The organism is Nonomuraea sp. NPDC050328 (assembly GCF_044459405.1).
Taxonomy (GTDB): Bacteria; Actinomycetota; Actinomycetes; order Streptosporangiales; family Streptosporangiaceae; genus Nonomuraea.
Genome location: NZ_JBITIW010000005.1, coordinates 159,469 through 174,934, shown reverse-complemented (window position 1 = coordinate 174,934; position 15,466 = coordinate 159,469). Strand labels below are relative to the sequence as shown.

At 73.0% G+C, this 15,466-nt stretch carries 16 protein-coding genes; 12 read left to right on the top strand and 4 right to left on the bottom strand.

Annotation, left to right across the window (positions count from 1 at the left end):
- The first annotated feature begins 59 nt into the window (after positions 1-59).
- Both ACIBG7_RS20510 and ACIBG7_RS20505 read left to right on the top strand, forming a co-directional pair.
- Positions 60-1,307, top strand: a complete 1,248-nt coding sequence (locus tag ACIBG7_RS20510) for a sensor domain-containing protein (RefSeq protein WP_357928122.1) — start codon at positions 60-62, stop codon at positions 1,305-1,307.
- Positions 1,298-1,945, top strand: coding sequence for a response regulator transcription factor (locus ACIBG7_RS20505; protein WP_357928121.1), 648 nt, complete (start codon positions 1,298-1,300; stop codon positions 1,943-1,945). Before ACIBG7_RS20510 ends, ACIBG7_RS20505 begins: the two co-directional genes overlap by 10 nt.
- 111 nt (positions 1,946-2,056) lie before the next feature.
- Here ACIBG7_RS20505 and mihF read toward each other — a convergent pair whose 3' ends face one another.
- From mihF to ACIBG7_RS20490, 3 genes are all read right to left on the bottom strand, one after another.
- Positions 2,057-2,362 carry an integration host factor, actinobacterial type gene (gene mihF, locus ACIBG7_RS20500; RefSeq protein WP_357928120.1) on the bottom strand — a complete coding sequence of 102 codons (306 nt, stop codon included), beginning with the start codon at positions 2,360-2,362 and terminating at the stop codon, positions 2,057-2,059.
- A gap of 102 nt (positions 2,363-2,464) precedes the next feature.
- Entirely contained in the window at positions 2,465-2,869 is a 405-nt protein-coding gene (locus ACIBG7_RS20495) for a heme-binding protein (protein WP_357928118.1), read from the bottom strand.
- Between the two features lie 97 nt (positions 2,870-2,966).
- On the bottom strand, positions 2,967-4,133 hold the full coding sequence (locus tag ACIBG7_RS20490; RefSeq protein ID WP_397337242.1) for an ROK family protein: 1,167 nt from the start codon (positions 4,131-4,133) through the stop codon (positions 2,967-2,969).
- 68 nt (positions 4,134-4,201) lie between these two features.
- Here ACIBG7_RS20490 and ACIBG7_RS20485 point away from each other — a divergent pair, with 68 nt between their 5' ends.
- From ACIBG7_RS20485 to ACIBG7_RS20440, 10 genes are all read left to right on the top strand, one after another.
- Complete coding sequence (locus tag ACIBG7_RS20485) at positions 4,202-5,377, top strand: MFS transporter (protein ID WP_397337241.1); 1,176 nt, start codon at positions 4,202-4,204, stop codon at positions 5,375-5,377.
- Between the two features lie 163 nt (positions 5,378-5,540).
- The gene (locus ACIBG7_RS20480) at positions 5,541-6,548 is read left to right on the top strand and encodes a LacI family DNA-binding transcriptional regulator (RefSeq protein WP_357928112.1); all 1,008 of its coding nucleotides are present in this window, start codon (positions 5,541-5,543) and stop codon (positions 6,546-6,548) included.
- Entirely contained in the window at positions 6,545-7,459 is a 915-nt protein-coding gene (locus ACIBG7_RS20475; RefSeq protein ID WP_357928111.1) for a sugar ABC transporter permease, read from the top strand. Before ACIBG7_RS20480 ends, ACIBG7_RS20475 begins: the two co-directional genes overlap by 4 nt.
- Positions 7,456-8,274, top strand: coding sequence for a carbohydrate ABC transporter permease (locus ACIBG7_RS20470; protein WP_357928109.1), 819 nt, complete (start codon positions 7,456-7,458; stop codon positions 8,272-8,274). Before ACIBG7_RS20475 ends, ACIBG7_RS20470 begins: the two co-directional genes overlap by 4 nt.
- Before the next feature lie 13 nt (positions 8,275-8,287).
- The gene (locus ACIBG7_RS20465) at positions 8,288-9,595 is read left to right on the top strand and encodes a sugar ABC transporter substrate-binding protein (protein ID WP_357928107.1); all 1,308 of its coding nucleotides are present in this window, start codon (positions 8,288-8,290) and stop codon (positions 9,593-9,595) included.
- A gap of 3 nt (positions 9,596-9,598) precedes the next feature.
- Entirely contained in the window at positions 9,599-10,711 is a 1,113-nt protein-coding gene (locus ACIBG7_RS20460; RefSeq protein ID WP_397337240.1) for an ADP-ribosylglycohydrolase family protein, read from the top strand.
- A 7-nt stretch (positions 10,712-10,718) separates the two neighbouring features.
- Positions 10,719-11,723, top strand: a complete 1,005-nt coding sequence (locus tag ACIBG7_RS20455; RefSeq protein WP_397337239.1) for an ADP-ribosylglycohydrolase family protein — start codon at positions 10,719-10,721, stop codon at positions 11,721-11,723.
- Positions 11,720-12,859, top strand: coding sequence for an ADP-ribosylglycohydrolase family protein (locus tag ACIBG7_RS20450; protein ID WP_357928101.1), 1,140 nt, complete (start codon positions 11,720-11,722; stop codon positions 12,857-12,859). The genes ACIBG7_RS20455 and ACIBG7_RS20450 overlap by 4 nt, the downstream gene beginning before the upstream one ends.
- On the top strand, positions 12,856-14,202 hold the full coding sequence (locus ACIBG7_RS20445) for an ADP-ribosylglycohydrolase family protein (RefSeq protein WP_397337237.1): 1,347 nt from the start codon (positions 12,856-12,858) through the stop codon (positions 14,200-14,202). The genes ACIBG7_RS20450 and ACIBG7_RS20445 overlap by 4 nt, the downstream gene beginning before the upstream one ends.
- Positions 14,183-15,064 (top strand): ribokinase, encoded by an 882-nt coding sequence (locus ACIBG7_RS20440; RefSeq protein WP_397337236.1) that lies wholly within the window; start codon positions 14,183-14,185, stop codon positions 15,062-15,064. The genes ACIBG7_RS20445 and ACIBG7_RS20440 overlap by 20 nt, the downstream gene beginning before the upstream one ends.
- Here the strand turns inward: ACIBG7_RS20440 and ACIBG7_RS20435 are convergent.
- Entirely contained in the window at positions 15,061-15,399 is a 339-nt protein-coding gene (locus ACIBG7_RS20435; RefSeq protein WP_397337235.1) for an ArsR/SmtB family transcription factor, read from the bottom strand. The two genes, ACIBG7_RS20440 and ACIBG7_RS20435, sit on opposite strands and share 4 nt — an antisense overlap.
- Positions 15,400-15,466 lie beyond the last annotated feature (67 nt).

Here is a 15,466-nt window from a genome sequence, read left to right as displayed (position 1 = left end):
CCACGGCAGGCGGGTCCGCCGGGTCGATCCCGTCCCTCGCGGCCCGTAGCGTTGAGGTCATGCGTTCCAGGATCCGGCGCGTCGCCCTCGACACGCGCTACCAGATTGTCGGCTTCCCCACCGCCGTGCTCGGCTTCGCGTTGCTGCTCGTCGGCTTCGCCGCCGGCGTGGGCACGCTCGTGGTGTGGGTCGGGGTGCCCCTGCTGGCCGGCACGCTGATGCTGGCGCGCGGGCTGGCCGACGGCGAGCGCGCCTGGATGGCCGACGTGCTGCAGCGCCCGCTGGTGCGGCCCCGCTACCGCGCCGCGCCGGCCGACGCCGGCCGGGTGCGCCGCCTGGTGAACCCGATGACCAGCGGCCAGTCCTGGCTCGACCTGCTGCACGGCGTCCTGCTGCTGCCGTTCGCGATCATCTCCTTCGTGCTCACCCTGGTCGCGTGGGCGATCCCGGTCACGGCGCTCACCTATCCGATCCACGGCCTGGTCACCAGCCGCATCCCCGGCAACGCGGGGCTGGCCGAGGTGCTCCGGGTGGGGACGGGCTACGGGCCCAACCTGGTCATCAACCTCGGCATCGGCGTGCTCGGCCTGGTGATGCTGCCCTACCTCGTGCGCGGCGGCGCCCTGCTGCGCGCCGGGTACGGCCGGCTCCTGCTCACCCGGGTGGCCGAGCTCCAGGAGCGCATCGACGACCTGGCCGAGGGCCGCGCCGCCGCCGTGTCGGCCGAGGCCGCGGCGCTGCGCAAGCTGGAGCGCGACATCCACGACGGGCCGCAGCAGCGCCTGGTCTCGCTGGCCATGGAGCTGTCGCGGGCGCAGCGCCAGCTCGCCAAGGACCCCGAGGCGGCCCAGGTCACCATCAAGGAGGCGATCAGCGCCACCCGCGAGACCCTCGACGAACTGCGGGCCCTGTCGCGCGGCATCGCCCCGCCCATCCTGTCCGACCGGGGCCTGGCCCCCGCGCTGGCCGCGCTCGCCGGCCGCTGCACCGTCCCGGTGGAGCTGGACATCCAGGTCGTCGGCCGCTTCCAGGCCGCCGTCGAGAACGCGATCTACTTCGTCGTCGCCGAGTCGCTCACCAACATCGCCAAGCACAGCCGCGCCCAGCTCGCCACGATCACGCTGATGAAGACCGGTTCCTCGTTGCTGCTCACCATCGGCGATGATGGGGTCGGCGGCGCACACGTCGCCAAGGGACACGGCCTGCAGGGCCTCGCCGACCGGCTGCGCGCGGTCGACGGCGAGCTCGCGGTGGAATCGCCGGACGGCGGGCCGACGATGATCGTGGCGGAGGTTCCGTGCGGGTAGTGGTGGCCGACGACGCCGTTCTCATCCGGGAAGGCCTGGTCAGGCTTCTGGAGGAGTTCGGCAACGAGGTCGTGGCGACGGTCGGTGACGGCGACAGCCTGGTGGAGGCGGTCGTGGAGCACCGGCCGGACGTCTCGGTGGTGGACGTGCGGATGCCGCCGTCCTTCACCGACGAGGGCCTGCGGGCCGCGGTGGAGGTGCGCAGCCGCGTGCCGGGGGCGCCGGTGCTGATCCTGTCGCAGTACGTGGAGGTGTCCTACGCCGACGACCTGCTGGCCGATGCCCGCGGGGCGGTCGGCTACCTGCTGAAGGACCGCGTCATCGACGTGGAGGAGTTCCTGGAGGGGTTGCGCCGGGTGGCCTCGGGCGGCACGGTGTTCGACCCGCAGGTGGTCTCCCAGCTCATGGTCCGGCGCAGGAAGAACGATCCGCTGGCCTCGCTGACCCCGCGCGAGCGCGAGGTGCTGGGGCTGATGGCGGAGGGCAAGTCCAATCCGGCGATCGGCCGGGCGCTGGTGATCAGCGACGGCGCCGTGGAGAAGCACATCCGCAGCATCTTCGCCAAGCTCGACCTGCACGCCGAGGACTCCGACCAGCACCGCAGGGTGCTCGCCGTCCTCGCCTACCTCAGGAGCTGAGCGCTCCCGAGCGCCAGGGGGCGGCCAAGGGGGCGGGGGAGCGTCGCTCCCCCGCACGAACAGCCCGGGACCCTACCCCGGACCCCTGCCCTTCCCCCCGGAAAAACGGATCTAGCCGAGCGCCTCGACCAGCTTCTTGCGCTGCTGGGCGCCGAGGCCGCCGAGACGGCGCTTCTCGTCCACGCCCGCCTCTTCCATCAGGGCGGTCGCCTTGGCGGGACCGATGCCCTTGACCGCGCGAAGCGCCTGGGAGACCTTGATCTTCTTGGCGATGTCATCGTCACGCTCAAGGAGCTGGGCGAAGGTCAGCTCGCCCGACTTGACCTTGCCCAGCAGGGCCGTCCGCTCGGCGCGGGCCTGCGCGGCCTTCTCCAGAGCCGCCTTGCGCTGCTCGGGGGTCAGTGTGGGAAGTGCCATCGTGTATCTCTCCTCGGGGAGTTTCGTTCCGGGACTCTGTTACCCGTATTGCAACGGCTAATCATGGCGGATACCAGCGGGTCGTGTTACCAAAAGCGGTGCTCAGCGGGTTCGCCATACCAGAGCCGCCGCCTCGGCGCACGCGACGTCCTGCGCGACGCTCCCGCCGCTGACCCCGACGCCGCCCGCCACCCGTCCGTCCTCCTCCCGGCCGGCCCACAGCGGGACCCCGCCGCCGAAGCAGATGAAACGCTCGCCGGCCAGCCCGAACAGCTCACCTCCCGGCTTGGTCAACTCCGCCAAAACCGCTGTTGACGTGCGGTTCGCCACCGAGGTGTAGGCCTTGCCCGGCGCCAGCACCGGCCCGGCGATCTCGGCCCCGTCCATCCGCTGGAAGGCCACCAGGTGGCCGCCCGAATCGACCACGGCCACGCTGACCAGCGCGCCCTCCCGGGCGGCCTGCTTGACGGCCGCCTCGCACATGCGCAGGGCCAGTTCGAGGTCCACATGTCCTCCAGATCGGTCGGCAACGCCGCAATCCGTACCCTGCCGCCCGATCGGCGGCAAGAGCCGTCCTGACCTGGGCTTTCACCCCTTTGTGCGGCTATACGGGGGCGGAGGCGGACGTGGTGTACATCACACCGTGCATCCGGGCGTGTCGCCACCTTTCCACCCCATTCGGGGTCAGAAAGGCATCGAACACCGATTCCATCGCGCCGAGAAGCGGCCCGCGCCAGCCGAGCGCGGAGGCGACCACCGGCGGGGGCGCGGGGCGGCGCATCTCCATCAGCGCCGCCACGTAGGCCTCCCGCAGCGACTCGCCGAGCAGGTCCTCGCCGAAGCCGGAGAGGGTGACCAGGGCCGGGTCGTGCGCGTTCACCAGCGCCCCGGCGCCCTTGCCCAGGGCGCGGGCGACGGCGTGCAGCGCCTCGGCCGCCGCCCGGTCGCCGGATCGGGCGCGCGCCAGCATCCGTCCCGCCTCCGCGCGTCCCTTCCCGCCCCCGTACGGCAGGCCGAGCCGGCGCAGCAGCGCGTTGGAGCCGACCTGCACCCCCCAGCACCCGCTCGTCCCGCACAGGCAGGGCTCGTCGTCCCCGGCCATCGGCATGTGCCCGAACTCGCCGGCCGTGCCGGAGGCGCCGGTCAGTGGCCGCCCGCCGACCAGCAGTGAGCCGCCCAGGTCGAAGGCGATGTGCAGGTGCAGGCCCACCTCGACGCCGCGCATCTGGCCGCGCCTGGCCTCGGCGAGGGCGGCCAGGCGGGCGTCGTTGCCGAGGTGCAGGGGGACCGCGCCGAGCGAGAGCAACTCGCCCACGGGGACGTCGCGCCAGCGCAGGTGCGCGATGTCCACCAGGGGGTCCTCGCCGGGTGCGGCCTGCCGTACCGGGCCGGCGACGGCGACGCCCACGCCGACGGTGCGCGGGCCGACCAGCGCGCGCAGGGCGGCGCCGATCGGCAGGAAGGCGCCTTCGGGGGTGCCGTCGTGCGGCCGGACCTCCAGGGTGGTCGCCCGCCCGCCGAGCTCGCAGACCGCGATCTCCCACTCGTCCTCGCGCAGGTCCACCGCCAGCGCCTGCGGCCCGCGCGGGTGCGGTCCGGGCACGAGGGTGGGCCGGCCTCGGGCGTGCTCGGCGGCCGGGGTCTCGGCCAGCAGCTCGCTCTCGATCAGCTCGCCGACCAGCACGGACGCGGTCCCGCGCGCCAGGTCGAGCTCGCGGGTGAGCTGGGCGCGGGTCCGGCTGCCCCCGCAGTCGTGCACGGCGCGAAGCACCCGAATCCGGTTAAGAGCTCGCAGATCGCCACTTACGGTGGGCATCATCCTCTGATTATGCTCTAGTCGTGAACAAAAGGCGCGCCCGCTGGGGCATGTTCGGCTACTTCTTCTTCCTCGGCGTCACCATCGGCCTGTGGGCCGCCGGGCTGCCCTCGTTGAACGACCGGCTGGCTCTCGGCCCCGCGCGGCTGGGCACCGTCCTGCTGCTGGTCTCGGTGGGCGCGCTGGTCTCGATGCTGGCCGCCGGCCACCTGGTGGACCGCTGGTCGAGCCGGACGATGAGCCGGGTCGCCGGCCCGCTGTGCTCGCTGGCCCTGCTCGGCCCGGCGCTGGCGCCCGACTACCTCACCCTGGCCGTCGCCGCCGTGGTGTTCGGCCTCGGCATCGGCGTCGTCGAGGTGGCCATCAACACCCACTCCGTCGAGGTCGAGCGCCTGTACGGCAGGCCGATCATCTCCGCCTTCCACGGCACCTGGAGCCTGGGCGGCGCGGTCGGCGGCGGCATCACCTCCCTCGCGCTCACCGCGCGGCTCGACCCGCAGGCGCTGCTGGTCGGCGGGGCGCTGGTGACGCCGCTGCTCTACCTGGCGATGGGCGGCACCCTGCTGCCCCCGCCGGTGCGCGAGGCGAAGGGCGAGGAGGCCAAGGGCAGCGGCATCCGCTGGGGCCTGGTGCTGGTGCTGGGCGTGGCGGCCTTCGCCGGGCACCTGGCCGAGGGCGCGGCGATGGACTGGGCGGCCCTGCACACCCGCACGGTGCTCGGCGGCGACCCGGCGATCGCCCCGATGGCCTTCACCATCTTCTCGACCGCGATGACCGTCGTGCGCTTCCTGGGCGACCCGATCCGGGCCCGGCTGGGCAGCGTGGCCACGATCGGCCTGGCCGGGGTGGTGGCCACCGCCGGGTACGTCCTGGTGCTGCTGTCGCCGGTCTTCGGCGGCACGCCGCTGGCCTGGACCGGCTGGGGACTGGCCGGCGTGGGTCTGGCGACGGTGGTGCCGGTCATCTTCAGCGCCGTGGGCGCCTCGGGGGCGGCGGTGGGCAAGGCGTTGTCGCTGGTGACCGCCTTCGGCTACACCGGCCTGCTGCTCGGCCCGGCGGTGCTCGGGTTCGTGGCCGAGGAGACCTCGCTGCGGGTCTCGCTGTTCATCCCCGCCGCCTTCGCCGCGATCATCGCGATCACCGGGGTGCCGGCGGTGCGGGAGCTCACCCGCCGCTCGCGCGAGAGGGTGCCGGTGTAGCCCGGTAGCCGGGCCGCCCCCGGGCGGGACACTGTCGGCGGAGTACTACCCTGAGTCACGTGGCGTTATGTGACTGTGACTTGACCGCTAGGTTACCGCCCGGTTTCATGAGAGCCACACGGTAAACGTTTACAGCGTGGCTCGCCAGGCGAAAGGGGCAGGGGTGGCCGACGGACCCACGATCAACACGATCGCCGAACGCGCGGGTGTCTCGATCGCTTCGGTGTCACGAGTGCTGAACGGGCTGCCCACCCGTCCCGACACCGAGCGCAAGGTCATGAAGGCCGCCGACGAGCTGGGCTACGTGCGCAACGCCGTCGCCCGCTCGCTCAAGTCGCGCCGCACCCACCAGATCGCCTTCGCCATGGCCGACATCGGCAACCCGGTCTACCTGGCGATGGTCCGGCAGATCCAGCCCGTGCTCAAGGCGGCCGGCTACCGGCTGGTGCTGCACTCGACCGACGCGGTAGTGGCCGACGAGATCGACGTGCTGCACAGCCTCGGCGAACGGTACGTGGACGGGCTGATCATGTGCCCGATCCGGGTGACCGACGACCACCTCAAGATGATCGCCGCCGCACGGGCGCCGGTGGTGATCATCGGCCTGGTCCCGGACGGCACCCAGGTGGACAACGTGCGCGCCGACTCGCGCGCCGGCGTCCGGCTGGCCGTCCACCACCTGCACTCGCTCGGCCGCCGCCGGATCGGCTTCCTCAACGGCCCGCTCGACACCGTCCCCGGCGCGGCCCGCGAGGCCGCCTACCGCGAGGCGCTCGACGAGCTCGGCCTGCCGTACGAGGAGAGCCTGGTCCAGATCGGCGACTTCTACCGCGAGGCGGGCGCGGGCGCGGCCCGCGAACTGCTCGCCCGCTCGCCCGGCGTCGACGCGCTGATGTGCGCCAACGACCTGATCGCCCTCGGCGCGCTGGACGTGCTGCGGGCCTCCGGCCGGCGGGTCCCCGAGGACGTGGCGGTGGTCGGCATGGACGACACCGACCTGGCCGCCGCCTCCTGGCCCACGCTGACCAGCGTCTCGCTCGGCTCGGCCGAACGCGGCCGGGCCGCCGCCGAACTGCTGCTGGCCCGCCTCGAAGAAGGCGACCGCACGCCCAGCGTGGTCACCGTCGAACCCAGACTCGTCATCCGCGAATCCACCGGGGGGCCGGCATGACCGCCACCGCAACCCGACCGCCGAAGCAGGACACCCCGGCCCGCCGGGCCGCGCGCGGCAAGCAGGCCCGCGACACGCTGGTCCTGATGCTCCCGGCCCTGGTGCCGGTGCTGCTGTTCAGCGTCGGGCCCCTGCTCTACGGCATGGCCCTGGCCTTCACCGACGCCAAGGCCGGGCGCAACGTCACCTACAGCTTCATCGGCTTCGACAACTTCACCCGGCTGTTCGAGGACTCCGACTTCTGGCAGTCCATGCTCGTCGGCCTGATCTGGGCCGTCTCGGTCACCGTGCTCACCTTCCTGCTCGGCCTCGGCCTGGCGCTGCTGCTCAACGAGAAGCTGCGCTTCCGCGGGGTGGGCCGGGTGCTGGCCGTGGTGCCCTGGGCGATGCCGCCGGTCGTCATCGGCCTGATGTGGCGCCTGGTCTACCACGCCGACGCCGGCATCCTGAACGGCATCCTCGGCACCGAGATCGACTGGCTGGCCGACTTCACCTTCGTGCTGCCGGCGATCATCCTCATGGGCGTCTGGAGCGGCATGCCCCAGACCACCGTGGTGCTCCTGGCCGGCCTGCAGAACGTGCCGGCCGAGCTGTACGAAGCGGGCAAGATCGACGGCGCGGGCACCTGGCAGCGCTTCAGGAACATCACGCTGCCGCAGCTCAAGCCGGTGATCGTGGCGATCACCTCGCTCGACTTCGTGTGGAACTTCAACCAGTTCACCCTGGTCTACGTGCTGACCCAGGGCGGGCCGGGCGGCCGCACCCGGCTGCCCATGCTCTTCGCCTACGAGGAGGCCTTCCGCTACGGGCGCTTCGGCTCGGCGGCGGCCTTCGGCCTGACCATCATGGTCGTGGTGCTGGCCCTCCTCGGCGTCTACCTGTGGCGGCAGATGAGGGAGGCGAGCTCGTGAAGCGGTTCTCGCAGTACGTGGCGCTGGCCGCGTACATGGTCTTCCTGGCCTTCCCGCTGGCGTGGCTGCTGTCCACGGCGCTCAAGACGCCGCGCGAGATGGCCTCCACCGACCCGGCGTGGATCCCGGACGACCCCACCCTGGCCAACTTCACCGCCGCCTTCACCGAGCAGGACCTGGTCGGCGCCGCCGTACGGTCGCTGATCGTGGCGCTGGCCAGCGCGCTGCTGACGGTGGTGCTGGCGCTGCCGGCCGCCTACGCGATGGCGCGCATCCGCGGGGCGCTCAGCCGGGTGGCCACCGGATGGGTGCTGGTCAGCCAGGTCTTCCCGTTCATCCTGATCATCATCCCGCTCTTCATGGTGCTGCGGAACCTGGAGCTGACCAACACGCTCGCCGGTGTGGTGGTCGTGCACGTCACCTTCACGCTGCCGTTCGCGCTGTGGATGCTGCAGGGCTACGTGCGTGCCGTACCACGCGAGCTGGAGGAGGCCGCGGCGGTGGACGGCGCGGGACGGCTGCGCTCGATCGTGAGCGTGGTCGCGCCGCTGCTGGCCCCCGGCGTGGTGGCCACCCTGCTCTTCTCGTTCATCTCCTCCTGGAACGAGTTCCTCTTCGCGCTCGTGGTCCTGAAGGACCCCGACGTGATGACGCTCCCTCTGATGCTGGCGCGGTTCACCGGCCCGGAGGGGGTGGCCAGGCTCGGCCCGCTCGCCGCCGCCTCACTCATGGCGACGATCCCCAGTCTGATTTTCTTCGCAATCATCCAGCGACGGCTGAAGTCCGGCCTCATGGCCGGAGCCGTCAAGGGCTAGAAGGAGTCGCGATATGCGCATCAAATCTGCCGTGGCGGCAGCGGCGTTGCTCGCCCTCGCCGCCGCGTGCGGCAGTGGCGGTTCCCCCCAGGGCGGCACCTCGAGCGAAGCGCCCAAGGCCGCCGAGCCGGTGAAGCTCGACTTCCTGTCCCTCGCGTGGCAGAAGGAGTCCGTCGAGGCCAACAAGGCCATCGTCGAGGAGTGGAACAAGGCCAATCCCGGCATCCAGGTCACCTACGTCCAGGGCTCCTGGGACAACGTCAACGACCAGCTCGTGACCCAGTTCGAGGGTGGCGACCCGCCAGACGTCATCCACAACGACTCCCCGGCGCTGTCCAACTTCGCCTCGCGCGGCTACCTCCTCGACCTCAAGGACAAGCTGCCCGCCGAGCTGAAGAGCGACATCCCGCAGGCCGCCTGGGACACCGTCACCTTCGGCAAGGAGAGCGGCGTCTACGGCGTGCCCTTCCTGCAGGAGTCGCAGGTCATCATCGCCAACAAGAAGCTGCTCGACGCCGCCAAGGTGCGCATCCCGACCACGGACAACCCCTGGACCTGGGACGAGTTCGCCGAGGTGAGCAAGAAGCTGACCAAGGACGGCGCCTTCGGCGTCGCCTGGCCGATGAAGTCGCCGGTCAACAAGACGCTGAACCTGGCGCTCAACTTCGGCGGCACCTTCTTCCAGACCGACGCCGACGGCAAGACCACCGTCAAGGTCGGCCCGGAGGAGAAGGAGGTCCTGCAGCGGATCTACAACCAGATCCACGTGGACAAGTCGGCCGACCCCAAGACCCTCGGCATGGGCACCGCCGACCCGCTACCCGGCTTCTACAAGGGCGAGTACGCGATGCTCCCGGTCGGCGTCTACCTGCGCCAGCAGGTCGTCGAGCAGGCGCCCGAGGGCTTCGAGTGGATCACCCTGCCGCCGCTGAAGGGCACCAGCACCAACCAGGGCGCGGTCTCGCAGACCCTGTCGGTGGCCGCCGACAGCAAGCACCCGGACGAGGCGCTGAAGTTCATGGAGTTCTTCCTCAACGGCCCCAACCAGGCCAAGCTGGCCAAGGGTGACTGGCTCCTGCCGACCTCGGTCAAGGCCGCCTCCGACCCGTCCATCACCGGCAAGGAGAACGGCTGGGACGTCGCCACCGCCTCGGTCAAGTCGCTCGTCGTCGCCCCGTTCCTCAAGGTCAACGGGTACGACGAGTGGAAGAGCAAGGTGGCCACGCCGGCCCTGCAGGAGTACTACGCCGGCAAGATCTCCCTCGACGAGGCCGCCAAGAAGCTCGTCGAGGAAGGGAACAAGGTCCTGGAGCGGTACTAGCCCATGACCATCGGGGACAGCGCCATTCCGGCGAGCGTGCTCCGGGACCGCGCCCGGGGGTGTCTGCTCGGCCTCGCGGCCGGCGACGCCCTCGGGGCGCCCGCGGAGAACCTCACGCCCGCCCAGATCACCGCCCGCTGGGGCCGGCTGACCGAGGTCACCGGCGGCGGGACCGACGACACCGAATACGCCATCTTCGCCGCCTCACTGCTGGTGCGGCACGGGCGGGGGCTCACCTCCGAGGACGTGGTGGCCGCCTACCGCGAGTCGGTCCTGCCGCTGATCAGCGGGCCGATGAAGGGGGCCGGCTTCTCCGAGCTGGGCGCCGTCGAGGCGCTCAGGCGCGGGCTCGAACCGCCCCTGACCGGGCTCTGGCACCAGCACGGCTGGTCCGACGGGCTGGCCATGCGGGCCGCGTCCTACGGGGTGTTCTGCCCGAGCGAGCCCCTGGAGGCGGCCCGGCTGGTGGAGCAGGACGGGCGGGTCAGCAACGCCGGCGAGGGCATCCTCGGCGGTCGTGCGGTCGCCGCCGGAGTGGCGGCCGCGATGGGCGGGGCCACCCCGGCGCAGGCGGCCGAGGCCGCTTTGTCGGCGGTGCCCGCCGACTCGTGGACCGGCCGCTCCCTCCGCCGCGCCGTCGACCTGGTCACCGCCGCACTGGCCGACCAGGCGCGAGCCGACTTCCGGGCTGGTGGGGCGGGAGCCGACTCCCGGGCTGGTGGGGCGGGAGCTGACTTCCAGGTGGGAACGGCGAGTGCCTTCTTCGAGGCCGGTACGGCAGGCGCGACCGCGCTGGGTGAGGCGCTGCACGAGGCGGTGGTCGTCCGGCACTACCCCTGGACCGACCTGGCCCCCGAGGCCGTCGCCCTGGCCTTCGCCGCCTACCTGGCCGGCGGCGGCGACGTCGAGACCTCGGTGGTCTTCGGCGTCAGCCTGGGCCGCGACGCCGACACCATCGGCGCCATAGCCGGCGCCTTGGCCGGCGCCGGGCAGGGCGAGTCGGGGGTGCCGGGCCGCTGGGCCGCTCAGATCGGGCCGGTGGCGGGCAAGTGCCTGCCGGTGGTCGCCGGTCGGCACGTGCTGGACGTCGCCGACGAGCTGGTGAAAGGACTGTAGAACCATCATGTCGGGGGAGAGAGCCGCCGGCGCGGTGCTCGGCCTGGCCGTCGGCGACGCCGCGGGCTGGCCCGCCGCGCGCCACCGGTCGCTGGCGCACGCGCCGTGGAGCAGGCGGCTGTATCGCGAGCTCGAGACGTTCGCCGAGGAGCACCGCGTCACGACGCTGCCGGTGCCCTTCGCGCTCAACCAGCCCACCGCGCCGCTGGCGCTGGGGCCGTCCGACGACGCCGAGTGGGTGGCCTGGACCCTGCTGACCCTCGACGCCGCCGCCAAAGACGCCGGCGCCGATCCGGCCGGGGGACGGGCGCGGGTGGCGGCCTTCCGCGCCCTGGCCGGGCGCGAGGAGGTGCGGGCGCGCATCTCGGTGGCGACCGCCCTCGACAACCTGGCGCGGGGCCTGGAGCCGCCGGCCAGCGGGCACGACAACCCGCACTTCTTCGACGACGCCGCCGCGGTGCGGGCCGTCGCCTTCGGCGTGCGCGGGCTGGACCCGGCCGCCGACGCGGCGGTGACCAACTCCGGCGACGGCGTGCTGGGCGCGCTGGCCATGGCCGCGGCGGTCCGCGAGGCGATCGCCTGCGGCGACGTGCGGCGGGCCGTGCGGGCGGCGCTGGACGTGCTGCCGGAGGACACCGCGATCGGGCTCAACGCCCGCCGCGCGCTCAAGGCCGCCAGAGCCGCCGGGGACGCCTTCGCCGCGCTCCCGGCGCTGGACGCCGAGCTGATCGACCACGTCTACAGCTACGGCGTGGCCGCCTCGGTCACCGTGCCGATCGCGCTGGCGCTGGCCGAGGTGTCCGGCGGCACGGTGGCCGCGATCCCGGCGGCGGCCTGCCTGGCCGCGACGGCCGACTCCGCGCCCGCGTTGACCGGCGCGCTCGTGGGAGCCTGCGGGGGAGCAAGCGTGATACCTGAGCAATGGGCGGCCGCGGCACGGAGACTGTCCGGCTGCTGCCTGCCCGACCTGGGTGGGAGAGATCTGTTGGACATCGTGGAGGGGATCGCATGACGCCGCTTGAGGACAAGGCCGCCGGATGCGTGGCGGGAGCGGCGGTCGGCGACGCGCTGGGCGGGGCGACCGAGGGGTGGACGCCCGAGCAGATCGTCACGCGCTACGGGGGGCTGGTCGAGGGGATCGTCCCGCCGTACAACGCCGACTGGCGCAACGCGCGGCCGATCGCGCCCTACCACAAGGGTGACGGGCACATCACCGACGACACCCTGATGACGCACGCGCTGATCCGCGTGTATGAGAAGGCCGGCGACCACCTCGACGCCTACTCCGCCGCCGATCACCTGGTGCCGGAGCTGATGGGCTCGAAGGTGTGGATCCCGGAGCTGGAGGCCGAGGCGCTGCCGTTGCAGCGGATCTTCCTGGCCGAGAAGTGGCTGGTCGCCCGGCTGCACTACGGGCACGTGGACCCGCGTGAGGCCGGCACGGGCAACATCGTCAACTGCGGCGCGGCCATGTACATGGCGCCGGTGGGCGTGGTGAACGCGGGCAACCCGGAGCGGGCCTACGCCGAGGCGATCGACCTGGCCGGCGCCCACCAGTCGAGCTACGGCCGCGAGGCGGCCGGCGTCATGGCCGCCGCGGTCGCCGAGGCCATGCGGCCGGGCGCGACCGCCGACTCCGTGGTCGCCGCCTGCCTGGCCCTGGCCAAGGACGGGACCAAGGCGGCCATTGACGCCGTCTGCTCCCGCGCCCGCGACCTCGGGCACTGGAAGGGTTCCTTCGAGGCGTTGCGCGAGGCGGTCCGGCCCTACGACACGGTCGCCGACACCTACCGCGACCAGGGGCTCGGCGCCCGGCGGCCGAGCCGGCTGCACAGCATCGAGGAACTGCCGCTGGCGCTGGCCTTCCTGGTGATCGCCAAGGGCGACTTCCGTGAGACGGTGCTGGGCGGGGTGAACTACGGGCGGGACGCCGACTCCATCGCCTCGATGGGCGGGGCCATCGCCGGTGCGCTCGGCGGGCTGGCCGGGGTGCCGTCCGACTGGCTCGCGCAGGTCGCCGAGGCCAGCCGTACCGACCTGGTGGAGCCCGGCCTGGCGATCGCCCGGGTCGCTCGCCAGGTGTACGCCCTGGACTTGCGGCGGCGGCGCGCGCACGAGGAGACCTTCGCCCACCTGGCGGGCGAGTGATCCGGCTCACCTGGGTCCAGCCCGAGGACCTGATCGGCCACGAGCTGCGCCAGGCCGCCGAGGACGGCCGTCACCCGGCCGACGGGGGCGACGGGCGGGTCGCGCGGATCGCGGAGCGGTGGCACGCGGCGGGCGGGCACGACGCCCCGCCGCGCGCCGGCGCCTCCACCGGCGAGGCCGCCCACCTGCGCGGCCTGGCCGAGGACCTGCTCGACGAGCTGGCCGCCATCCCCTCGCCGCTGGCCGAGCAGGAGCCGTCCGACCTGGCCGGGATCACCGCGCACTGGCCCGCGGAGCGGCCGGGGCGGGTGCCGGTGGACCGGGAGCGGATCCTGGCCGCCTGGCAGGGCCGCGCCGCCGGGTGCGTCCTTGGCAAGCCGGTCGAGAAGCTGCCGCGCGAGGCGATCCGCGAAATCGCCGAGGCGACCGGCAACTGGCCCCTCCGGAGCTGGTTCACCGCCGAGGGGCTGCCGGAGGAGATCGCCCGGCGCTGGCCGTGGAACCGGCGCAGCGCGGTGAACTCGCTGGCCGAGAACATCGACGGCATCCCCGAGGACGACGACCTGAACTACCCGCTGCTGGCGCTGTCGGTGCTGCGCCGGCACGGGCGCGAGTTCACCACCGAGCAGGTCGCCGGGCTCTGGCTCGACGAGCTGCCGGCCGGGCGGACCTTCACCGCCGAGCGGGTCGCCTACCGCAACCTGCTCGACGGCCTGGAGATCCCGCAGGTCGCGACCTACCGCAACCCGTTCCGCGAGTGGATCGGCGCGCTGATCCGCACCGACGTGTACGGCTGGACCAACCCGGGCGACCCGTGGACCGCGGCCGAGCACGCCTGGCGCGACGCCCGCCTCACTCACACCGCCAACGGCCTGTACGGGGCCATGTTCGCCGCGGCCATGTGCGCCCGGTCGCTGGCGGCCGGCTCCGCGCTGGAGGTCGTCGAGGCCGGCCTGGCCGTGATCCCGCCCGCCTCCCGGCTGGCGCGAGCCGTACGGCAGGCGGTCGAGGACGCCTCCTCGCTCGCCTCCTTCGAGGAGGTCGTGGACCGGCTCTACCAGCGCCACGGCCACCTGCACTGGGTGCACACGATCAACAACGCCGCCGTCGTGGCCGCCGCGCTCGTGCACGCCCGCGACTTCACCACCGCCATCGCCGGGGCGGTCGCCGCCGGCTGGGACACCGACTCCGCCGGCGCCACCGCCGGCTCCGTCGCAGGGGCGCTCTGGGGCGTGCCCGAGCAGTGGCGGATGCGGGACAGCCTGGCCAGCAGCCTGACCGGCTTCGACGGCATCAGCCTCACTGAGCTGGGAGGATGGACGCATGATCTCGGTCTTCGGTAGCGCCAACATGGACCTCGTCGCCTACGTCGACCAAGCGCCCAAGCTTGGCGAGACGGTGACCGGCCGGGCCTTCCACACCATCCCCGGCGGTAAGGGCGCCAACCAGGCGATCGCCGCGGCCCGCGCCGGCGCGGAGGTCGCCTTCCTCGGGGCCGTCGGCGACGACGGCTTCGGCATCGCCCTGCGCGCCGTGCTGGTCGAGGCCGGGATCGAGGTCAGCCTGCTGCGGCAGCTCCCCGGCGCGAGCGGCATCGCGCACATCGTCGTCGACGGCGGCGGCGCCAACTCGATCATCGTGGTGCCGGGGGCCAACGGCGAGGTCAAGAGCCTCACCCCGGCCGACGAGGCGATGATCGCCGCTTCGCAGGCGCTGCTGCTCCAGCTCGAACTGCCGATGGAGGCCGTCACCGAGGCGGCCCTGGCGGCCCGCGCGGCGGGCGTGCCGGTCATCCTCACCCCGGCCCCCTCGCAGCCGCTGCCCGACGCCCTGCTCGACGCGGTCACCCTGCTCGTCCCGAACGAGCACGAGGCCGCCGACCTCACCGGCTCCCCCGACCCGGCTCAGGCCCTCGACCTGCTGCTCGACCGGGTCCCCGAGGCGGTCGTCACGCTCGGCTCCAAGGGCGCCCTGTACGGCTCCCGCACCGGCGACCGCCTGCGCGTGGCCGCCATCCCGGTGCAGGCCGTGGACACCACCGCCGCCGGCGACACCTTCGTCGGCGCCCTGGCCGTGGCCCGCGCCGAGGGGCTCGTCCCGGCCGAGGCCCTGCGCTTCGCCTCGGTCGCCGCCGCGCTGTCGGTCCAGAAGGCCGGGGCCAGCACCTCCATGCCGCACCGCGCCGAGATCGACGCCGCCCGCTAGTCCGCCCGCGGCTGCGAGGCGCGCACGACCAGGTCCAGGAGGCCGGGGAAGGCGGCCTCGAACTCCTCCCGGCGCAGGGTGTTCAGCCGGGAGGTGCCCCGGTAGTGCTGGCGGATGAGGCCCGCCTCGCGCAGCACGTGGAAGTGGTGGGTGGCGGTGGACTTGCCGACCGGCAGGTCGATGGCCCCGCACGCGACGTCCGTCTCGGCGGCGTGCAGCGCGGTGACGATGAGCCGCCGCACCGGGTCGACCAGCGCCTCCAGCACCTGCTGCAAGGTGACGTCGGCGAGGTCGGGGTGCGGGGGGACCCGCTCGGCCTGCTGCGCTCGGGGCATCGGGGCGCCTCCTGTGGTTGGTCCGGCAGCCATCAAAGTACCATGACGATCGAAGTTTGACGGCGAT